Annotated in this window: 11 protein-coding genes, 1 tRNA gene and 1 pseudogene; 7 read left to right on the top strand and 6 right to left on the bottom strand. The window is 67.0% G+C overall.

All coding sequences use genetic code 11. From position 1 onward, the window contains the following. Positions 1 to 280: 280 nt before the first annotated feature. Positions 281 to 11,203 carry an autotransporter-associated beta strand repeat-containing protein gene (locus PGN12_04855; protein ID MEH3103216.1) on the top strand — a complete coding sequence of 3,641 codons (10,923 nt, stop codon included), beginning with the start codon at positions 281 to 283 and terminating at the stop codon, positions 11,201 to 11,203. 15 nt (positions 11,204 to 11,218) lie between these two features. Here the strand turns inward: PGN12_04855 and PGN12_04850 are convergent. After that, a pseudogene (locus PGN12_04850) lies at positions 11,219 to 11,413 on the bottom strand (DUF4158 domain-containing protein). A 191-nt stretch (positions 11,414 to 11,604) separates the two neighbouring features. Between PGN12_04850 and PGN12_04845 the strand changes: the two are divergent. Both PGN12_04845 and PGN12_04840 read left to right on the top strand, forming a co-directional pair. Next, complete coding sequence (locus PGN12_04845; protein ID MEH3103215.1) at positions 11,605 to 12,198, top strand: recombinase family protein; 594 nt, start codon at positions 11,605 to 11,607, stop codon at positions 12,196 to 12,198. After that, positions 12,195 to 13,556 carry a hypothetical protein gene (locus tag PGN12_04840; protein ID MEH3103214.1) on the top strand — a complete coding sequence of 454 codons (1,362 nt, stop codon included), beginning with the start codon at positions 12,195 to 12,197 and terminating at the stop codon, positions 13,554 to 13,556. Before PGN12_04845 ends, PGN12_04840 begins: the two co-directional genes overlap by 4 nt. A gap of 636 nt (positions 13,557 to 14,192) precedes the next feature. On the opposite strand, the gene PGN12_04835 is transcribed toward PGN12_04840, so the two are convergent. The 3 genes from PGN12_04835 to PGN12_04825 all read right to left on the bottom strand — a co-directional run bounded on the left by PGN12_04835 (position 14,193) and on the right by PGN12_04825 (position 15,130). Beyond that, complete coding sequence (locus PGN12_04835; protein MEH3103213.1) at positions 14,193 to 14,321, bottom strand: hypothetical protein; 129 nt, start codon at positions 14,319 to 14,321, stop codon at positions 14,193 to 14,195. Positions 14,322 to 14,405: 84 nt separating this feature from the next. Further along, positions 14,406 to 14,729 carry a nucleotidyltransferase domain-containing protein gene (locus PGN12_04830; protein ID MEH3103212.1) on the bottom strand — a complete coding sequence of 108 codons (324 nt, stop codon included), beginning with the start codon at positions 14,727 to 14,729 and terminating at the stop codon, positions 14,406 to 14,408. Beyond that, positions 14,726 to 15,130 carry a nucleotidyltransferase substrate binding protein gene (locus PGN12_04825; GenBank protein MEH3103211.1) on the bottom strand — a complete coding sequence of 135 codons (405 nt, stop codon included), beginning with the start codon at positions 15,128 to 15,130 and terminating at the stop codon, positions 14,726 to 14,728. The genes PGN12_04830 and PGN12_04825 overlap by 4 nt, the downstream gene beginning before the upstream one ends. 67 nt (positions 15,131 to 15,197) lie before the next feature. Between PGN12_04825 and PGN12_04820 the strand changes: the two genes are divergently transcribed. Together PGN12_04820 and PGN12_04815 are read left to right on the top strand one after the other, a co-directional pair. Beyond that, entirely contained in the window at positions 15,198 to 15,773 is a 576-nt protein-coding gene (locus PGN12_04820; protein MEH3103210.1) for a hypothetical protein, read from the top strand. A 132-nt stretch (positions 15,774 to 15,905) separates the two neighbouring features. After that, a tRNA-Gly gene (locus PGN12_04815) sits at positions 15,906 to 15,979 on the top strand. Positions 15,980 to 16,010: 31 nt separating this feature from the next. Here the strand turns inward: PGN12_04815 and PGN12_04810 are convergent. Further along, on the bottom strand, positions 16,011 to 18,371 hold the full coding sequence (locus PGN12_04810; protein MEH3103209.1) for a TonB-dependent receptor: 2,361 nt from the start codon (positions 18,369 to 18,371) through the stop codon (positions 16,011 to 16,013). A gap of 99 nt (positions 18,372 to 18,470) precedes the next feature. After that, complete coding sequence (locus PGN12_04805; protein ID MEH3103208.1) at positions 18,471 to 18,872, bottom strand: DUF2946 domain-containing protein; 402 nt, start codon at positions 18,870 to 18,872, stop codon at positions 18,471 to 18,473. Positions 18,873 to 19,214: 342 nt separating this feature from the next. On the opposite strand from PGN12_04805, the gene PGN12_04800 reads away from it, so the two are divergent. Both PGN12_04800 and PGN12_04795 read left to right on the top strand, forming a co-directional pair. Further along, complete coding sequence (locus PGN12_04800) at positions 19,215 to 21,476, top strand: alpha-N-acetylglucosaminidase (protein ID MEH3103207.1); 2,262 nt, start codon at positions 19,215 to 19,217, stop codon at positions 21,474 to 21,476. Beyond that, the gene (locus PGN12_04795) at positions 21,473 to 22,597 is read left to right on the top strand and encodes a heparan-alpha-glucosaminide N-acetyltransferase domain-containing protein (GenBank protein MEH3103206.1); all 1,125 of its coding nucleotides are present in this window, start codon (positions 21,473 to 21,475) and stop codon (positions 22,595 to 22,597) included. The genes PGN12_04800 and PGN12_04795 overlap by 4 nt, the downstream gene beginning before the upstream one ends. Positions 22,598 to 22,654 lie beyond the last annotated feature (57 nt).

Genomic DNA, 22,654 nt, shown 5'->3' with positions numbered 1-22,654 from the left:
CTGTTGAAGGGCAGCCCTTCGACGGAATGGCAAGCTGTTCGATGTCGATCGGATGGTAAAGGCGACGCCTGCATTACCAATGCATTGGTACTAAACAACTTTATTTAAACTGGATCAATATGATCATTTCAGGTAGGTCAAATCCTCTGCGCGTTACTTGATCGGGGGGTCACCGTGCAGCGCTGGGAGGGCAAGTATGACGGTGTTCGACGGCACGAGGGGAGCCATCGATTGCTGCCATCGCTCGGCCAGCCGGCGTATGCGACATCGAAGGTGGCTCGTGACGACGACGCTAACCGCCGCGCACCTCGTAGTCTTGCCGGCCTCCGCGCAGACGGTTTCTGTCGCAAACGGCACCACGCGCAGTAGCAGCGGCGCGACAGCGGGCGTGGCGCTCAACGCACCCGGCGCGGTGCTCGACAACAGCGGCACGGTCACCACCGCGACCTCGACCGAAGCGGTCGCCGTGACATCCGGGGCGACGACCGCCACGATCAATAACAAGCCTGGCGGCACGCTGAGCGGCACGGGCAGCAGCGTCGCCGTCATCACCATCCAGTCGGCATCCAGCACGCTGACGCTGAACAACGACGCCGGCGCTACGATCACCGGCGTCGGCAAGGCAGGCAAGTTCTACGGCAGCGCCAGCATTGCCAACGCCGGCACGATCAACGCCGCGCAAGGCATGGATTTCATCGGCGTCGGCGGATCGATCGTCAATCAGGCCGGCGCGACCATCTCGGCGAGCAATGCGGGCAACAGCGCCATCTATGCCAGCAGCGTCGCCAATGGCCTGTCGGTGACGAACAGCGGCACCATCTCGGTCGCCGGCCGCTACGGGATCGAGATGGTCGGCACGGGCAACGGCGCGGCGACGATCGTCAACAGCGGAACGATCTCGGGTGGCGTGCTGGCGATGAGCCTGGGCGGCGGCAACGATACGGTGACGCTGAACAGCGGATCGACCACCAACGGCGCCCTGCTGGGCGATGGCGACGATACGCTGACCATCGTCGCCGGCGCGGCGATCGCCGGCGATCTCGATGGCGCGGGCGGCACCGACACGCTGGCGCTGCAGGGAACGAGCGGCACCACCAACATCACGACCCGGGTAAGCAATTTCGAGAGCATCACCAAGACCGGGGCGAGCAGCTTCCGGCTGGGCAATCTCGCCGCGACCGCCGCCACCATCGACGTGAGCGGCGGCACGCTGACGCTGGCGGGCAATCCGGCCAACTGGACGGGCGCGACGACGATCGCGTCGGGCGCGACCTTGGCCTATGAGGCGACCACCACCGCGACCACGACCGCCACGATCACCGGGGCGGGCAATTTCACCAAGCTGGGCAACGCGACGCTGACGCTCGGATCCGGCGCGCGCTGGACCGGCCTCACCACAATCTCCGCCGGAACGCTGAGCGGGACGACCGAGACGCTGATCGGGTCCGGCATCGTGGACAATGCGACGCTGGCCTATGTCCAGACGACGAGCGGATCGGTCGGGCGCGAGATCAGCGGCACGGGGTTGGTGACGGTCGGCGGGCTGGGCACGGGCGCCACCGTCAGCTTCGACGCCGCGGTCACCGCCGCGCAGGGTATCCGGGGCGAAACCGACGGCCACATCGCGATCGGCAGCGGCGGATCGGTCGACACCGGCGGCGCCTATTCCGCCATCACGCTCTCTGGGGCCGGCGCCGATTTGACCAACGCCGGCAGCCTGACGACGACGTCGAGCGCCGCGACCGCCACCGTGCGCGCCGCGGTGGCGACAACGATCACCAATTCCGGTTTGATCAAACTGGCGGGCGATGGCGGCGGCCGCACCATCGACGGCGGCACGGTGCTGACCGTCGTCAACGACACGAATGGCCGGATCGTCAACGACAGCACCAACGTCGATCCCGAGGATCCCAGCGGCGTCTTCACATCCGGACAGCTATATCTGACCAACCGCGGAGCGATCACCGCGACCGGCAACGGCGTCGTGGTCTATCGCAGCGACAGCTTCCTCGGTGGGACGGAGCTTGCGGGAACGATCGCGAACAGCGGTTCGATCACCGGAGGCAATGCGGGCATCCTGATCCGGGCGATCGCCGACGTCGGCAATCAGGGAACGATCACCGGCGTCAATTACGGCATCAACCTGAACCTGGAAATGCAGATGGGCGGCGTCGTCAACAACGGCGACGCCGCCCATGCCGGAGCGACCATCGACGCCACCGACACCTATGGTCTGGGCATATATTCCGCCGGCGCGCTGACGGTCGACAATTACGGAACGATCCGCGGCGGCTGGACCGGCCTCCAGTTCAGCGGCGGCGGTACGTTGACGAACCGGGCGGGTGCCACCGTCGAGGGCACCAACGGCAGCGGCGTCTACAGCGATTATATCGCGCTGGACGTGCAGAACAGCGGCGATATCCACGGCGCCGGCCATGCCCTGGCCTATTTCGCGGGCGGGACACTGACCAACAGCGGCACCATCACCAGCACGGGTGGCGATGGGGTCCGGTTCGAGAACACGGCGATCACCCTGACCAGCAGCGGGACGATCAGCGGTGCTCTGACCGGGGTCCACGCGGTGACCGGCGGCATTCTGACCAACGACGCCGGCGGACGGATCGAGAATACCGACGCCGCGGGCAGCCTGGGTGCGATCCATCTCGATCGCAGCGCAGGCGCGTTGACGTTGACCAATGCGGCGGGGGCGACGATCGCCGGCGCTGCAAAGGCGGCGCTGTTCTACGATCAGGCGGACGTGGACAACAGCGGCACGATCACCAGCCAGCAGGGTATCGATTTCTTCGATGTCCAGGGTTCGGTCGTCAACCGTTGGGGGGGCGTGATCGAATCGCTCAATGCCGCCAACAGCAGCGTCTTCGGGTATAATCTGGCGAACGGCCTGTCGGTCGCAAACGCAGGAACCATTCGCAGCGCGAACGTCGCGATCGAAACCAACGCCGACAGCGGCAGCGCGAACATCGTCAACAGCGGCACGCTGACCGGCGGACGCGGCACCGCGATACAGCTCGGCAATGCCGCCGACACGGTCACGCTCAACGACGGCGCGATCGTCACCGGCGCGATCGTGCTGGGCGGCGGCAGCGACGGCCTGACGATCACGACGGGCGCCGGCAACGCGCCCGTCGGCATCGCCTTGACGGGCGCGCTGGACGGTGGGGCGGGTACGGGCGACACGCTGACCTTTGCCGGCGACGCAGGCATCATCGCGCTCGACGGCGACCTCGCCGGGTTTGAGACGATCACGAAATCGGGTGCGAACACGCTGCGGCTGACCGGCGGCGCGCTCGGCAGCACCACGATCACCGCCAACGGCGGGACGATCGCGTTCCTGAACACCAGCGGCAGCAACCGGATCGACGTCGATGGCGCAACGCTGAGCGCCGGATCCGCAGGGGCGTTCGGCAGCGGCGGCCTGCATCTGGTGGACGGCACGCTGCACTATGCCGCAACCGGCAGCTACGCCAATGCGCTGTTCCTCGACACGGCCGGCGGCACGGCGACGCTGGCGGCCGATAGCGGCATCACCGCCACCCTGTCCGGCCCCGTAACCCGCAGCGCCGGCGCGGCGGCGCAAGGCGTCACGATCGGCGGCGCCGGGACCATCCTGCTGACCGGCACCGGCAACGGCTGGCGCGGCACGACGACGATCGCCGCAGGCGCGACGTTGCGCGGGGCAAGCGCCGCGATATCCGGCGGCAGCATCGCGAACAGCGGGACGCTGGTCTTCGATCAGGCCGCCGACGCCGGCTTCACCATCCCTGTGGGCGGCAGCGGCGCTGTCACGAAGCTTGGCGCCGGCACCCTGTCGCTCGGCGGCGTGGGAAGCTGGACCGGACGCACCACGGTGTCGGCGGGCACGCTGGCCGGCACCACCACCAGCCTGTCCACCGCCTCGCCCATCACCGTCAACGCCACGCTCGCCTATGTTCAGAGCGGCGGCGGCACCGTGTCGAACACGATCGACGGAACCGGTGTGGTACGGGTGTCGGGCCTGTCCAGCGGCGAGGTGGTGAGCTTCGGCGGCACGGTGACGGTGGCGGGCGGGATCGTCGGCGGCACCGACGGCCGGATCGCGATCGCCAGCGGGGGCAGCGTCTCCACCACCGCCAATGCGGCCATCCTGCTGGGCGGCGGCGGCGCATCGTTGACGAATGGCGGCACCATCGGCAGCACGACGACCGAAGCCGTCCGCATCACCGCAGCGGGCGGCAGCGTCCTCAACACCGCCGGACATCGTATCGCCAGTTCCGGCAGCGTCGGGGTGTTCGCGCTTGCCGCCGATGCCGATGTCGACAACAGCGGCACCGTCACCGGCGCGACGAACAGCTACGGCGTCCAGTATTATCAGGGCGGTACCGTCACCAATCGGGCTGGCGGAACGATCACCGGCGGTGTGGCGATCGGTGGCTATGCCGGTATGACGATCATCAATGCGGGCACGCTGACCGCGACCAATGCCGGGCCGTACAATGGTGCGATCAGCATCAGGGGCGGGGCCGACACCGTCACGCTGGCGGCCGGATCGACCACGACCGGTTTCGTCGAAATGTGGGACGGCGACGATGCGTTGACGCTGACCGGCGGCGCTGGCGGGGCGGCGATGACGACGGTGACCGGCTATGTCAGCGGTGGTGATGGGGCGGACACCCTGACCTTCGACGGCAGCGGAACCGGGACGCTGGCCGGCAACGTCGTCGGGTTCGAAGCGATCGGCAAGTCCGGCGCCGGCGTCTGGACGATCCGCGGCGCAAGCGACATTTCCGCGACGGTCGGCATCACCGGCGGCACGCTCGCGCTCGATTCGACGCAGGGCCTGACCAATGCGTTCCTCCTCGATGGCGGCACGTTACGGGCGGTGACGGCCGACGCGCTGGGGACCGGAGTGATCCACGCCATCGCCGGCACGATCGCCTTCGGCCAGACCGGCAGCTATGCCAACGCGATCGCGCTGGAGGCCACCGGGTCGGCGGGACGGGTCACGCTCGCCGCCGACGGCGGAACGATGGCCACGCTCGGCGGGCAGATTTCCCGCGCCGCCGGGGCCATCGCGCAGGACGTGACGATCGGCGGTGGCCATGTCCTGCTGTCCCATACCGGCAATAGCTGGACTGGCCGCACGACCATCGTGGCGGGGGCCACCCTGGCGGGATCGGGTACGACGATCTCGGGCGGCTCGATCGTCGACGAGGGCACTTTGGTCTTGGCGGAAGTCGGCGACGGCACGCTGTCGATCCCGATTTCCGGCTCCGGCGCGCTCACCAAGGACGGGGCCGGCGCGCTGACCCTGTCCGGGGCGGGCAGCTGGACCGGGGTCACGACGATCGCCGGGGGATCGCTGATCGGCAGCACGGCGAGCATCAGCGGCGGCTCCATCGTCAACGATGCGGCGCTGACCTTCGACCAGGGCGTTGATGGCACGAGCAATCAGGCGATCTCGGGAAACGGTTCGCTGACCAAGGCCGGCACGGGCAATCTGACGCTTGCCGGCGCAGGAAGCTGGACCGGCGCGGTGACGATCCTCGACGGCACGCTGACCGGATCGAGCGCGTCGATCGCGGGGTCGAGCATCCTGAATGCGGCGGCGCTGGTCTACGATCAGGCGACGGACGGCACCGTCACCCAGGCGATCACCGGCGGGGGAACCCTGACCAAGGCGGGTGCGGGGGCGCTGACCCTGGACGGTGGCTCCACGTCCACGGGCGACACCCGCGTGACCGGCGGCGCGCTGCGCCTGGGCAGCGCCGACCTGCTGTCGGATACGGCCGCGGTCACCGTCATCGGCGCGACGCTGGACATGCAGGCTTACGACGACACGATCGGCAGCCTGTCGCTGGCTGGGACGCTCGCCGGCACCGGCCGGCTGACGGCATCGACTTATACGCTGGACGATGCGACCATCGGGGCGCACCTTGGCGCCGGTACGCTGGTTCAGGCAAGCGGAACCTCGGTGTTGGCCGGCTATTCGCTGTCGGAGGTGGTGGAGGTCACCGGCGGCACGCTGCGCCTGGGCGCATCCGACGTGCTGTCGGATACCGCGACACTGATCGTCAGGGCCGGCGCGACGCTCGATCTACAGAACTTCAGCGACGCCGTGGGTGCCTTCACCATCCTCGGCAGTCTGACGGGCACCGGCACGCTGACCGCCAACGCCTATCACCTTGGCGGCGGCTCCTCGGATCTCGCGCTTGGCGCGGGGCGGATGTATGTGGATGGCGGGATCAACCAGCTGAACGCGACCGCCGCGGCGACGACCGTCGCGATCGGCGACGCGACGCTGAGACTGGGGGCGGACGACCGGCTGAACGACCATGCCGACGTGAGCGTCGCCGCCACGGGCACGCTCGACCTCCAAGGCTATAGCGATAGCGTTCGCAGCTTGAGCGTAAGCGGCGTCGTCACCGGTACGGGCACGCTGACCGCAGAAACCTACGCCTTGCAGAACGCGACGGTGGCCGCCGATCTCGGTGTAGGCTCACTGAGGCAGCAGGGCGGCGAATCGACCTTGACGGGCACCAGCGCGGCCGAGCGCGTCTCGATCGCCGCGGGCACGCTCACGCTGGGCGGCAACGATCGGCTGGCGAGCGGCGCAGCCCTTTCGGTGGCAGGCGGCGCGACGCTCGATCTCGGTGCCTATCGCCAGACCACGTCCGGCAGGGTCGACAACGCCGGGACGATCCGATCGGGAACGCTGGCGCTGGCTGGCGGGACGTTGATCACCCGCGCCGGAGCATCCACGGCAATTGTATCCAGTACCGGCACGAGCAGCATCGCAACGGCGGCCGGAGGAACGATCGGAACGGTGACCGTCACCGGCGGCCATGCGATCGTGGACAATTACGGCGCCTTGATCGCGATCGGTGCGACGGGCGGGAACGTCGACCTGCGGCTCTACGCCGGCTCGACCACCGGCGCGGTCACGCTGGGCAGCGGCGACGACACGCTGGCCCTCTATACGGACGTTGCCGCCGCCACGTTGGTGACCAGTGGCGCCGCTCCGCTGCGCGGGGTGGGCAGCTACGCCGCGGCGCAGGTCGGCGCGATCGATCTGGGTCGCGGGGTCAACAGCCTCGACCTGCGCGGAAACGGAAGCGGCACGCTGGCATCGGGCGCGGCGGGGATCACGACGCTGACCAAGCGGGACAAGGGCAATTGGTCGATCGCCGATCTGATCGCCACGACCGTCAACGCCGGCACCGGTACGGTCGCGGGCGGCACACTGACGTTGACGGGCACAGGCACGATCGACACCATCCGCGTCGATGGCGCGACGCTGACGCTCGCAAGCACGACCGCGGCCGGTGCCGCGACGCTGCGCATGATCGACCCGACCGTCAATTTCGCGGCGACCGGCACCTACGCGAACGCCATCGATCTGGCGGTTGCGACACCCGATCTGGCGACCGATCCCAGCATCTTCGCCAATCTGAGCGGAGGGGCGATCGCCCTTTCGGGCGCGATCACGGAATCGGTCCCGGGGCAGAACGTGCGCTTCACCGGCGCCGGCTCCACCACCCTGTCGGGCAGCAACGGCTGGAGCGGCACGACGACGATCGACACGGGCACCACCCTGATCGGCACGACCGGCAGCATCGGCGGCTCGGCCATCGTCGATAGCGGCACCCTTACCTACGATCAGGCGACGGACGGAACCGTCGGGCAACGGATCAGCGGCACGGGTTCGCTGACCAAGAGCGGCGCGGGAACGGTGACCCTGTCCGCGGTCAACGGCTTCACCGGCGGCGCGCGCATCGGCGGGGGCGGCCTGCGACTGACGAACGCGGCCGCATTGGCGAGCGCGGCGCGCGTGACGCTGAGCGGCGCGGGCGCGACACTGATCGCGGATGCCGGCACGCAGATATTGGTGCACGATCTATCCGGCGACGCCGGCACGGACATCCGGATCGCCAGTGGTGGCCTGTCGGTCGTCAACGGCAGCGATCTTACCATTGCCGGCATCCTGTCCGGTGCCGGCACGGGCGGATTGGACAAGGGGGGTGCCGGCCGCCTGACGCTGAGCGGCGCGAACACGCTGACGACCGGTGTCAGCGTCAGCGCCGGAACGCTGGCCCTGTCCGGCGACGGCAGCCTGTCGAGCGCGAGCGGCATTTCGCTGACGGCGCGTGGTGCCGCGTTCGACATCTCCGCGGTCACGCCCGCCACCGCGACCATTCAGGGCCTGACCGGCGTCGACGGATCGGCCGTGACGATCGGTAACAGGACGCTCGCGATCGGCAGCGGCATCTTCGCCGGCAGCATTTCCGGCGGCGGCGGACTGATCAAGGTCGGCAGCGGGACGCTGACGCTGACGGGGGCGAATACCTACGCCGGCCCGACGCAGGTGGCCGGCGGGACGCTGGCCCTGACCACCTCGGGCGTCCTGCCGGTGGCGACGGATCTGACGGTCGGCGGAGCAGGCACGCTGGCACTCGGCAGCAACGACCTGACCGTCGGCACCCTGGTATCCGCCGGCGCGGTCGACGGTGCGGCAACGCTGGTCGCGATGTCGGTGACGGCGGACGGCGCCAATTATACGCTGCAGGGCGGCACGGTGTCCGCCGGTCTCGGCGCCGGCATCCTCCGTGTCGAACGGGGCAGCACGCTTCTGTCAGGGCGCAGCGATGCCGCGACGGTGACCATCGCCTCGGGCACCCTGCGGCTCGGGAAGGCGGATCGCCTTTCCGATGCCGCGGCAATCACCGTCGCCCGCGGCGCGACGCTGGACGTGCAGGAATATGGCGACACGATTGCGACCCTCGCGCTGGCGGGCACGCTCGCGGGCACCGGCACGCTGACCGCGGGCGATTACACGCTGGACGGCGCGACCGTCGCCGCACAGCTCGGCGCGGGCACGATGGTTCAACGGTCCGGTCTGTCCACCCTCGCCGGGACGAGCGCCGCCGCGACGATCATCGTGGCCAGCGGCACGCTGGCGCTCGATGCGAAGGATCGGTTGTCCGATGCGGCAGTGCTGACGATCGGCAGCGGGGCGGTGTTCGACCTCAAAGGCTTCGACGAAACGGTCGGGATGGTGGCGATCGGCGGCGCGCTGTCGGGCTCCGGTATGTTGACGGCGGGGCGATATTCGCTGGCCGGTGCGACGATCCGGGCGAACCTGGGCGCCGGTACGCTGGTCCAGGCGGAAGGCACATCGACGCTGATCGGGTCGGTGGCGGCGCGCCGGGTGGCCGTTCTGGGAGGCGCACTGACGCTGGGCGCCGACGAGCGGCTGGCGGACGGAGCGATCGTCTCTCTCGACACCGCCGGAACGCTCGACGCAAGCGACCGGACGGAGAGCATCGCCGCCTTGATCGACGGGCCGGGTGGCGGCGGCACGGTCGCGACGGGAAGGCGCGGTCGCCTGGTGCTGGGCGGATCGGGCGATGATTTTACCTATAGCGGGCGGTTCGACGGCACCGGCGACGTCGACAAGGTCGGCGGTGGCACCTTTGCCTACGCACCCGTGCTCGCCGCGACGACGGCACGCCTCAATGCTCTGGGCGGCACGATCCAACTTGCCGGACAGACCGCGGGCGCGATGCGTGTAGCCGGCGGCGCGCTGACCGGGGCGGGCGGCATCGGCGGCGGCCTGACGCTGGAATCGGGTACGCTCTCGCCTGGGACCGCCGCGCAGCCCCTGGGCGTGTTCCAGGCGAGCAACCTGACCATCACCGGCGGCAGCCTGATGGTAGACCTCGCCGGAGCGATCGGCGGCTATGCGTCCGACCTCATCCGCGTGGCCGGCGCGGCGACGCTCGGCGGCGGGCAGGTGACCGTGCGGTCGATCGCCACGAGCGCCGGTGACCGCGTCGCGCGCTTCTACACGATCTTGCAAGCGGGCCGTCTGACCGGCAGCTTCGCGAACGGCGGCAGGCTGGCTGCGGTGTCGAACGACCCGGCGTCGCAATGGCGACTGCGATACGATCTCGTGCCCGACAGCGTCCTGGTCGAGGTTCGCAAGCAGGTCGATTTCACCGCGCTCCTGCCCGCCGATCGTACCGGAAACCAGCAGGCGGTCGCCGCCGCGCTGGGCGGCGCCGGCTTTACTGCGTCGGACCTATATGCCGACGCGCTCAACCGCATCGCCAGCGGCACCTCGGCCGAACGGCGCGCGACGTTCGATTCCCTCTCCGGTGAGGCGATCGGCAGCGTATCGACCGGCAGCGCAACCGCGGCGATGCAATTCGCCGGCTTCCTGCAGCGGCGCATCGCAAGCCACGGCGGCTTCGGCGCGACCGGTGCAGCGATCGGTCATGCCGACGGCAGACGTCCCAACGCGCTTGAGCGGCTCTGGTCAGCCGGTTCGACGAACGGTATCGCCAGCGGCATCGACGACAGCGCGGGGCTGGCAGTCTGGCTCGTCGGCTATGGCGCCGACGCCCGCATCGCCGGACGCGGCGGCGCGGTATCGGTCCAGCAGTTCGACACCGGTCAAGCCATGGGCGCGGAACGACGATCCGGATCGCTGACCTTCGGCTTGGCCGGAGCGCTCAATCAGACCGAATCGAAGGCTCGGGCGCTGCTGTCGCACAGCGAAGGCAGGTTGTATCAGTTCGGCGCCTATGCCGGGTATGACGACGGCACATCCTACGCGAGCGTGACGGCCGGCTATTTCGACGGGGATGTCCGATCGCAGCGCAGCGTCTACGTAAACGGCACCCACTTCGGTCGGGCGACCGGCGACGCTCGCACCCATGGTTACATGCTGGGCGGCAGTGTCGGGCGGCGCATCGCATTCGGTCACGGCTTCGCACTGACGCCGGAAATTGCGGGCGGCTTGACCAGCGTCCACCGCAACGCCTTCACCGAAAGCGGCGCCGGCGTCCTGTCGCTGGCCGTCGAGGGCGAGCGGCGCGACCTGTACCAGGCTGGCGGCCAGATCCGGCTGTCGCATCGAGGCATCGGCGGTCGTGGCTGGATCGAGCCCTTCGTCACGACCGGTATCCGCCACAATGGCGGCGGGCGCGATACCGAGAGTGCGATGCGCTTCACAGGCGCGCCGGTGGGGGCTGGCCGCTTCTCTGTCCGGGGCGCCGCACTGCCCGCCAACGTCGGTCTGCTCGGCGGCGGTCTGGAGGCGCGTGTGGAACGCTGGGCGAAAATCGGCGTGAGCGTGGAGCGCAGCCTTAGCCGAATACAGGCTGAAGGGCGCATCAACATGAACCTTCGCATCGATTTCTAGGGCCGATCCCGCCATCCGCTCGACGACGCTGATGCCGGGAATGACGATGCGCTCCGAGCGCATCTTCTCCAGCAGCCGATCGAAGAGATAGCATCCGTCGGTGAGTGGCATTGCGGTTTGTCCGAGCCAGGTCATCAGATCGGCTCGGACCGGGCGGCTGAGGTCTTGAAACCCGAAACGTGCCTTGATCGTGGCGAGCTGGTCGAGCATGATCACCGGCAGCAATTCGCCCGCGCGAAGGTGGCGCCCGGTCATCGGAATGCGTCCGGGCATGTTCCATCCTCCAGAAACAGGTTGCCTTTCGGATGCTTGGTGAAAGAGGATTGTGAAAGGCGGATGCCGGCGTGTATCCGTCGCGGCCCATCCGGCCTCCGAATACGGCCGTTCGGGAGAGAGAATAGTTGGGCAACGCCCCTTACCTGATCGGCTATGCCCGGGTGCCGAAGGGCGAGGACCAGTCCAACGCGGCGCAGGCGCGCGCCCTTGCTGCGGCGGGGTGTCGGCGCGTGTTCGAGGAAACTGCCAGCGGCGGGCGGTGGGATCGGCCGAAGCTTCACGAAATGATCGGGCAGCTGCGCGAGGGCAACGTGGTCGTCGTCTGGAATCTCGACCGGCTGTCGCGCAGCCTGCAGGACCTGCTCCACATCATGGACCGGATCGAGGCAGCGGGTGCGGGCTTTCGCTCGCTCACCGAGGTGATCGACACCACTACCCCCGCGGGCCGGATGATGATGCAGATGGTCGGCAGCTTCGCCGAGTTCGAACGCGCGATGATCCGCGAGCGCACTTCCGCCGGCCTGGCGCAGGCCCGCGCCGAAGGCCGGATCGGCGGACGTCGCCGCAAGCTGGCCGACAAACAGCGCCGCGAGATCGCCGAATCCGTCACCTCGGGCCGCAAGTCGGGCGCCGAGATGGCCCGGCTCTACGGCGTCAGCGAACCCACCGTCTCGCGGATCGTCGCGGCGTATCGGCAGCAACAGGGAGAAACGGTATGAAGCGTGGCCACCACCTGTCCGATCTCATGAAGTTCGCCACCTCGCCGGCTTGGGCCGATCATCTCGGCGAGGCGCTCGGCGATCATCTCGAGCTGGCGATGGACGAGTTCGACTTCGCCTATGATGATCTTGCCGATATCATCGGCGATCACTGGGCCAGCGTGCTGTGGGGCTGCGCGTTCGAAGACCTGCTGACGCGCGACCTCGGACCCGATGGCCGCAACATCGTCGACGACTATATCAAACGCCGGGGCTGGAACGAGAGCGGCCCCGCCAAGGCCTATATGCGCGCGCTGCGATCCTCGGTAATGAGCCTGTACGAAGTCAGCGAGGTCGAACCCGGCCAGGGCTTCCTCGTGCGCGACTTGATCCGGGGCGGCGAGCCGGTGCGCGTCAGCGAGCGCGGCGCCTCGCAGACGCTCAAGCAATGGGACCGGATCGGGGCCCGCGTCGTCGAGGTCGGTGGCAGGCATCTCCTGTCGGGCGGGCTGCTGTCGTTCCCGATGGAGGCGGCCGACGATCTTGTGCGGGACCTCCGCCGGGCGGAAGGAAAGCGCAGTCCGCACACGCCGCTTGTGCTCGACGATGACAAGCTGCGCGCACTGCCCGTCTTGATCACTGCTGCCTGGCTGTTCGACATCGTTCCCCGCATCCTGGAACCGGAGGGTATCCCGGTCCTGCACAACAGTGACGGCGAGGAAGTGGTGTTCCACCACGTGCGCTTCCCCTTCGCGCGCGGTGCCACCCAAGCCCTGATCGGGGAGCGGCTCGACACGCTGCCCGCGCTTCAGCGTGAAACCAGCCACTTCTGGAACTGGCTGGGCGACAAGCCCGGCAAGACCACGAGCGCCACGGGCAAGATGAGCTGGGGCGTCACAATGGAAGACGGCACCCCGGTGCTCGGCAATGTCGAAGTCAAGGGCCGCGCGCTGATCCTTACCGTCACCTCCGCCGAGCGTGCCGGGCGCGGCACCGCTCTCGTCGCCGATGCACTGGCCGGACTGGTCGGCGCCCCGCTCACCACCATCGAAACCGTCGAGCAGGCCATGGCGGCGCGAATGGAGGGGCTGACCGCACCCGAACCCGCGCCCGACATATCCCCTGAAATCACGACTCCGCTCATTCACGATATGCTCGATCGCCAGTACCGCGCCACACTTGACGAACCGGTCGGGATGCTGGGCGATATCACCCCGCGTATGGCCGCCACGACCGCCGCGGGCCGCGATCGTCTTGCTACCTGGCTCAAGCACCTCGAAAACTGCAGCGGTGCCAAGCCTGATCCGAGCGACCCGATGGCGACCTACGACTTCACATGGATGTGGCGCGAACTCGGTGTCGAAAACCTGCGCAAATAGGTCGCCCGATGACGCGGACGCCTACCGTGAATCTACGCCCCTAAAATGTACAGGGGCCGTGATCGGCTAACCGACCGTTTTTCGAAGGCATGATGTGGATCGCGCGAACGGGTGCGCAAGTGACGGCATCTGCCGGAGGAATATGGCAGAACAGCGTGTTCCGCCGCTACCTGTCACTGGGTGACCACGGGTGTCGAAGAGCGGAACGCACGCCCTGCTGTTGCCACAGCCGCACGTGCGGGGCAAGCTTCCGCCTCGCTCCGGGCGAGATCATCCATCTCGGTTTCGAGCCTCTGCATATCGAGGAAGGTGTGGCCCGCGCCGACGCGTGCCTGCGTCGGTTGGTCGAGCGCGGCGAATGCCACAAGATGCGGGCCATGCATGTTGACGACGGACCGGGGCTCGTGGCATTGGCTGCCTCGCCCACTGTACACCGGGATCGAAAGCCGGTGCCGTGCGGAGGGCTTTTTCAGCGCCAAGCCGCTGGAATGCGGGTGTAGCTCAATGGTAGAGCAGAAGCTTCCCAAGCTACGGGAAATGGCAGAAAACTGCCGTTTCTGCTGTAAACCGGCTTAAATCGGCCATTGTGAAATCAATAGCTTAGCGGGACCCCTGTAAACCGCCCAAAGCCCGTTTTCACCTCTCAGATCGGCACGCGCCACCAAATTCGGCCCGCGTACGGGAATGGCGGGACAGGTGGTTGAGGGGATCCTTCGGATAGGCCTCGGGATGGTCGGCGCGGATGCGCTGCTTGTAGTCGGCCATCAGCACCCGCATCCCTCGATTGGCACCAGCATGTCCTCCGCCGTGCGCGACGCCGCAGACCGATGGCAGGCTTCGCGCGCGCCCTCACGCCGACAGCCGCCCCGGCACCAGCACCCGCAAGTCGGGCGCGATGATGGCGCGGAATCGTTCACTTGTCGTCGCCCAGTCGATAAGATCGACTTTCCACGGCAGGTCGCTTTCATCGAACGCTTCCGCCAGATCGGCCATGATCGCCGACGGGATCGGATCCTGTGCGCAAAGCGCCAGATCGAGATCAGACATCCGCCGTGCCCGACCCTTGGCCCGGCTGCCATAGACATACACGGTCGTGTCGACCGGAAGATGCTTCAGGAGCGTTTCCCGCACGATCGCCGCCTGCCGGGCATCGATAGCGAGCGGCGAACTCATTCCGCCCGCTGCGTCATCGTGGCGTGCAGGAAGTGCACCTCTTCTATGAAAGCGGGTATGCCGGCGACGACCCTGATCGCCTTGGCTTCGTCATACGTGTGCGACGTGATGTTCCGATCGTCGCGATACCCCTTCCACCGGGGCCATTCGTTCAGCAGCAGACCGCGCTCGCTTGCGGTGCGGATGAGCGTGGGAAAGCTCATCTGCGCAACAGCGTCCGGGTTAGCGTCGCCCATCGCCAGATAGCGGCGCAACATCTTGTGGGCGAGATCATAGGTAAATTCAAAACGCTGGATCAGACCGTCTCGGATCTGTGCGTCCGACGTGTCGACCAGATAGCGCGCATGACCTTCTTCGAGCCGGGTGATCGCGCTGGTGAGTGGCGTCAGGTCGATCGGCACGACGGACTTCCCGGGCTGGCGTGGTCCTGCAAAGGCATAGCGGTTTCTTTCTCACATCCAGCACCACGTGCAAAGTTTTCGCGATTCCCGTCACACATCGACGCGCTCGTTGGGTACAATCGCGCGGGCAACCGGGCTGCGACGGGAGGATCTTGCCCGGGTCACTTGGTCGGCCGTCGGCGAGTACGCCATCGTCAAGGAGGCGGCCAAGATCAGTCGGGGTCGGCGCCATATCGCTGCCATCCCGCGGATCCCTCAGCTGGACGACGTGCTGGATCTGCTAGAGAGACGTTACCGAGCCCCAGGTGTCGATACGGTGCTGGTCAATTCCAATGGTGAGCCGTGGAACCTCGACACGCTGAGCAAGGAAGTGACGCGTATCGCCAAGCTCGCCGGCATCGTACACGTCGATTCCGGCGGAAAAGGTGGCACCCGGCGCAAACGAGGCAAGCACCTCCACGACGTCCGCGGCAGGTTCGTCACATATCTTATGACTGAAACCGACCTCTCTGATGCCGAGATCGCTGGCATTATGGCTTGGTCTGTCGAGGAGGTGACGCGGATTCGACGCATCTATGTCGACGACACCGCCCGCCAGATTGCGCTCGGCAAGCGCATCGCCCGCGGTCTGGCCAAGCAATGAATGCCACGACAAGCGGGCGATGCGTGTTGACGGCGGGATAGGGCTCGTGGCATTGCCTGCCCCGCCCGCTGTAAACCGGAATTGTAAACCGGCGCCAAACAGAGGGTGTTTTCAGCGCTAAGCCGTTGAAATGCGGGTGTAGCTCAATGGTAGAGCAGAAGCTTCCCAAGCTTACGACGAGGGTTCGATTCCCTTCACCCGCTCCACGCTTTTCCGGCAACCTCCGACCACCGCCCATCAGAACCGCCTCCGGATGCCGGCGTAGATCGTGCGGGGCTGACCGGCATAGAGGGAGCCGGTCACACTCCGCAGCGCCGTTGCGGGTCTGAGCGCGCCAGTCGCGGTCAGGCTGTTGGCGATGATCGACGCTGAACCGACATAGGTCTTGTCCGTCAGATTCTCGACCGCGGCATAGAAGGACAGGCGCGACCACCATCCCATAGCGGCGGGCGGGTCATAATGCAGGTTGAGGTTGATCAGCGCATAGCCCGGCACACGCAGCGAGTTGGCGTTGTCGATATAATAGGACGAGCGTCGGGTCAGCTCGGCAAATCCGCCCAGCCCGGAAAGAACCCCCGCCGGCAGGTCGAGGCCCGTCCGCAGGTTGGCGAACGACGGGATCACTCCCGGAATCCTGTTGCCGTCGCGGTCGAAAACAGCCGATACCGTCCCCGTCGTCAGCCGCTCGTCGTACCGCGTATAACGCTGATCGTTGTAGCTGTAGTTCGCGCGAACATAGCCGCCTGCGATAGCGTCCGGCCGCCATTCGATCGCCAACTCGATACCGCGGTGGATCGAACGCGGCGCGTTGGTCGTGAACGAAAGGAGGTTCACACCGGCCGATTGCGTGACCTGCTCGTTGCGGAACCACTCGCGGTAACCCGTCACCTCGGCGGTGAGCGTGCGACCGATCGTCAGCTCGGCACCGAGATCGATGCCGGTGTTCCGCTGGGTCTTCAGGCTCGTATTGTCGCCCGGCACGCCCGCCGGGGTGACGAACAGCTGCCCGGCTTGCGGAATGCCGTACGCGGTGCCGAGCCGGGCATGAATCCGCAACGCGGGGTCGGCCTGCCAAAGCAGCGATGCTTCGGGTGCGAGATTGTTGAACCGGCGCAGCACCGGGACGAGCGTCAGCGCCGGACTGGCACCGATAGGATAAGTGAACGCGGTCTGACGCACGTCGATGATCGATCGCTCGGCGCCGATCCCGGCAACGAGTTGCAGCGTCGAGGTCAGTCGCACCTCCTCCCGTATCCGGATGCCGAGATTGCGCACGTCGCCGACGACCGCCTGGGTCAATGCGCCGATCCCGTCGCGGCCCGCGGGCGTCTTGTTGAGCGAGAAGCTCTGGTTTTCGAGATAGCCGTACGACAAACCAACGAAGCTGACCGCGTCCATGCCGAAAAGACGGCCGCGATTGGTAATGTCCGAAGCGACCGCGTAACTATCGAGCGTGCCCTTGAAGGGGGTGGCGCTGGTCGGTTGGTTGACGACGCGACTGTCGAACAGCGCCTGCGTGCGCCATGTGGTCGCGGGCGAAAAATCGTGTTCCCAGCGCGTTCCCACGATCGTCCGGCGATCGTTACGCGCGAGATCGCCCTGGGCGGCGGTCTGTGCGACGCGCGCGCCGTTCACCCCGTTCGCCAATACCGAAATCATGCCGCATCCGGCCGCTGCGGACGCGGCCCGCTCACATCCCTGCTGATAGGGGTTGGCGGCGAACTGGTCGAAGGACAAGCGTGTCGAAAGCCGAAACTCGCCCTCGTTGTAGATGACCTTCCCGGTCAGTCGATCGCGGTTTGAGAGCGCGAACGTCGCGAGTGCGTTGATCGTGCCCGTCTCGTAGCCGGTGTGCCCGGTCGCACCATCAGCACGCACGAAGCTGCCGAACAACGCATAGTCATGGTGGCGACCGCCGTTGCCGATCGTCGCATAGAGGTTGCGATACCCGAAGCCGCCGGCGTCCAGACCCAGCTCGACGCCGTCGATGTCCCGGCCGCGCCGCGTGCGGAAGTTGATCGCTCCCTCGATGGCGTAATTGCCGTAGCGGGCCGAGGATGGCCCTCGCACCACGTCCACCGCGCCATAGGCATGCGGATCGGTGAGATCGAATCGCGCCAGACCGTCCGGCTGGGTGACGGGGAAGTCGTCCTCGAACACTTGAATGTTGCGCGCGCCGAAGCTGTTGCGCGCGTTGGAGCCACGGATCGACACACCGACGTCACGCGGACCGTTGCCACCGATCACCGTCACACCGGGTGAGAGCTTCACGACATCCGCGATGGTCCGTGCCGGCGTGTTGCGGAAATCCCGGTCGACGATCGTCGTGTCGGTCTGGCCCGTTACCTTCGTAGTCAGCGGGAGCGCCCTTCCCGTCACGACGATATCGCTGTCGGCATAAGGCTTGTCGGTCGGGACCGGAGCCGACGGTGCTGGTGGAGCGCCCTGTGCTGGCGTGTCGAGCGCCAGCAGCGCGGCATCGATCGCCTCGCGCTGGCGCAACAGCTCGCGGCGACGCGTGTCAACGGATTGAGCGGAAGCCGACGAGGCGGCGAGAGCGACCAACGAGGTCGCGACAAGAAGATGGAAAGAAGGCACGATGATCCCCTGAAAGCGTCAGGCGCCGCGCCCTGCGACGGGCGTCCGGCAGCCGAAACCGCGCGCGATCGGGCGACCGCACGCGGCGAATGGAAGCAATCAGCGGTGAGCGGGTGGCGCGCGCAATGGAGGCCGAAGTCGGGGATGCCGCCGCGACGCACGGAGGACGACCGTCCGGAAAACCGTGGCGATGATGAAGGCGAGGAACAGTTCCAGGAGCAGCGGATCGGCCCCGCCGGTCACCGGGGCGTTCAGCCCGGCATAGATACAGGGTTGGCCCGCCTTGCCGTGATCCTGCTTGTCGCCGTCGTGCGACATGCCGTTCATCGGCATGGTCATGCCGGTCGGACCGTAGCCCGAGCATATCTCGATGGTCATGCCGCCCGTCGAGGCAGCCAACATGTACCCGCCCGGCACTACGACCTTCATGAGCAACGTCAACGCGAGCAGCCAGACAGCCAACCAGCGATGGCACAGGACATGATCGCGGAGCGTGCTCACCGCACCGCTTTACGGTGCGGGAAGCCGCCCGTCATCCTTGCAGGTGAATCGCGGTGCGAATTGTGTCAGGTTGCTGCAGGCATAGCTCCGCCTGATGCCCACCGGGCTTCGTGGTCAAACTGGAAGCCGGAAAGCGCCATCGTCCGGCCGCCGATTGACATCACGTCGAGGTGCGTGCGAGCAATAGTACCAGAACATTACAAATTGCTCTTCAGAAAAGACCAATTTGTGCCACGATGCCGCTCGACAATGATGTCGTCGTAAGATGCATACGTATATCCGACAGGGAGGAACCGAACTTTGGCGATCTCAATGCAAGACGCCACATGGGGGCGTGGTGTGATGGTCCGGCGTGTGGCTGCGCTGCTGGCCGCGCTGCTGCTTTCGACCCCGGTGTCGGCGCAGACGGCTGCCGACGCGCGCGCGGCGCTCGTACGGCTCGGCATCCCTGCCCCGCGCGTCTCCGTGACGCTGACGTCCGCTCCCGACGCACGCTTTCGTGTGCGGACCGTGCGCGATCACGTCACCGTGACCGCTTCTTCGCCCGTCGCGGCAATACGGGGCGTCACGGCGGCGCTTGCCGGACAGGGGCGCTTCCATGCGTCGTGGGAAGGCCACCGGGTCGGTGCGCTGTCGGGGTTGAGCGCGCAGGACAGCGGATGGGTGACCTCCCCCTTCGGCTTCCGCGCCTATCTCAATACCTGCACCTACGGCTATACGACGCCGTGGTGGAACTGGGCCCGCTGGGAACGCGAGATCGACCTGATGGCGGTGCACGGCGTCGACATGCCGCTCGCCATGGAAGGACAGGAATATATCTGGCGCGCCTTGTGGCGGGAACAGGGGCTGAGTGACGAGCAGGTCGGGCAATTGTTCGCTGGCGCTCCGTTTCTGCCGTGGGAGCGGATGGGGAATATGGCGGGCTATCGTGCACCGCTGTCGACCAACTGGATCGAGAAGAAACGGGTGCTCCAGAAACGCATCCTTGCACGGTTGCGCGGTCTGGGCATGACTCCGATCCTCCCGGCCTTCGCGGGATACGTGCCGGAGGCCTTCGCCAAGGCGCATCCCGAAGCGCGCATCTATCGCATGCGCGAATGGGAAGGCTTTCCGGGCACCTACTGGCTCGATCCCTCCGATCCGCTGTTCGCCAGGCTCTCGGCGCGCTTCCTAAAGCTCTACACCGCCGAATATGGCGCCGGCCGTTATTATCTCGCCGACGCCTTCAACGAGATGGTGCCGCCGATCGCCGACGATGGCAGCGACACCGCGCACGCCAGCTACGGCGACAGCACCGCGAACACCCCCGCCACGCGCGCCGCTGCGCTGCCGCGCGCGGTTCGCGATGCGCGGCTGGCCGCTTACGGCAAGCGTTTGTACGCCTCGATTGCCGACGCCCAGCCGGGCGCGACCTGGGTGATGCAGGGCTGGCTGTTCGGCGCCGACAAGGAGTTCTGGACGCGCGACGCGATCGCTGCCTTCCTTCGCGACGTTCCCGACCGGCGCATGCTGATCCTCGATATCGGCAACGATCGCTATCCGGGCATCTGGAAGCAGACCGACGGGTTCGATGGCAAAAACTGGATCTACGGTTACGTCCACAATTACGGCGGCAGCAATCCCGTCTATGGCGCGGCCGACTTCTACCGGCGCGACATCGCCGCACTGCTCGCCGATCCGGCGCGGGGGCGTGTGCGCGGCTTCGGAATGTTCCCGGAAGGATTGCACAACAACAGCCTCGCCTATGATTACGCCTTCGATGCTGCGTGGCCGACCGGCGACTTGGCGCTGGCCCCATGGCTCGCACGCTACACCCGCGCGCGATACGGGCAGAGCGATGCGGCGCTGGTCGCGGCGTGGCAGGACGTCGCGACCGGCGTCTATGACGTGCGCTACTGGACGCCGCGCTGGTGGAACCAGCGCGCGGGGGCGTATCTGTTCTTCAAGCGCCCCGCCGCCGACGCGCCGACCTTTCCCGCCGCGCCCGGTGACCGCGCAAAGGCGCGCGCCGGGATCGAGGCACTGCTGGGACTGGCCGCGCAACACGGCAGCAGCGCGCTGTTCCGCTACGATCTGGTCGACCTTGTCCGTCACGAAGCGAGCCTCGCGCTCGACGATCACCTCAAGGCGGCAGTGTCGGCCTATCAGCGGGGCGACATTGCGATCGGGGATCGCGAAACCGCGCGCATCACGAACATCGCGCGAGCGATCGACCGGCTGATCGGCGGACAGCAGGAGACGCTCGCAAGCTGGATCGACGACGCGCGCGCCTATGGCGACACACCCGCGGAACGCCGCCGCTTCGAGGAAGACGCCAAGGCGCAAGTCACGATATGGGGCGGCGCGGGGCACCTGGGCGACTACGCGTCAAAGGCGTGGGCGGGACTCTACGCCGACTTCTACCTGCCGCGTTGGACGATGTACCTCGCCGACGCACGCGCCGCCGCGCTGGCGAAACATCCGGTCGACGATGCCGCCTTCCTCAAACGTCTTCATTCGTGGGAAGATCGATGGGTCAGCGACGGCCGCAGCTATAGCGCCGTCGCACCTGCCGATACGGTCGGTGCCGCGCGCGCGCTGATGACGCAGGCGGCAAGGCCGTGACGGGCGCGGCACGGACCGAGCGTTTCGCCTCGCTCGACATGTTCCGCGGCGCGACGATCTTCCTGATGATCGTCGTCAACACCGCCGGTGCGGGACAGCCGTTCACGCAATTGGTTCACGCGCCGTGGATCGGCTTCACGCTAGCCGATCTCGTCTATCCGTCGTTCCTGTTCGCGGTCGGCAATGCGATGAGCTTCGCGCTGACCCGCCCGATGACGGATAGTGTGTTCCTGCGGCGCATCGTCAAGCGCGCGGCGCTCATCTTCCTGCTCGGCTTCCTGATGTATTGGTATCCGTTCGTCACCCATGCGGCGGACGGTAGTTGGACGATCAAGCCATTCGCGGAGACGCGGGTCACCGGCGTGCTGCAACGCATCGCGCTTTGCTATCTGCTCGCCGGGCTGCTCGCCCGCTATCTATCCGCGCGGTGGCTGCTCGCTGCCGCGATCGCACTGATTGCAGCGCATTGGGCGATCCTCGTCGGGTTCAGCGCCCCGGGCGAAGCGTTCGGGCGCTACCGCAACGCCGGCACGTTGCTCGACCTGTGGTTGATCGGTCCCGAGCATCTGTATCGCAGGGATCATGGCTTCGATCCCGAGGGATTACTGGGTACGCTATCCGCCACCGCCAATGTCATCGCCGGTTATCTCGTCGGACTGGCGATCCAGCGCTGGGGCAAGCAGGCCGCGACCGTGATGCGATTGATGCTGATCGGCATGGGACTGGTCCTGGTCGCGCTGCTGCTCGCGCCGGTCCTGCCGATCGCGAAGAAATTGTGGACCGGCTCGTTCGTGCTGCTGACCGTCGGGCTCGACATGATCCTGCTGGGTGCCGCGATCGGGGCGGTCGAGGTGAGGGGCGTGCGCCTCGGGCGCGACTTCCTCCAGATGCTCGGGCGCAATCCGCTAGCGATCTATCTGTTCTCCGAGTTGCTCGTGATCACGATGGAGATGATCCAGATCCGGCCCGACGTCGGGTTGTACCAATGGATCGGCGAGAGCTGGTTTCAGGCGCTCGCGCCGGGACCGGTCGGATCGTTGCTGTGCGCCCTCGCTTATACGTTGCTGTGCTGCTGGTTCGGCCGCGCGCTCGATCGCCGGGGGATCATCCTCAAGGTCTGAGGAACCGAACGGACGACGCCCGCCCCGGTCGAAACCGGGGCGGGCGCCGCAGGAGCA

This window comes from Sphingomonas phyllosphaerae, assembly GCA_036946405.1.
Taxonomy (GTDB): Bacteria; Pseudomonadota; Alphaproteobacteria; order Sphingomonadales; family Sphingomonadaceae; genus Sphingomonas; species Sphingomonas phyllosphaerae_D.
The sequence above is the reverse complement of the archived record's forward strand: the minus strand, read 5'-3'. Positions and strand labels throughout refer to the sequence as shown.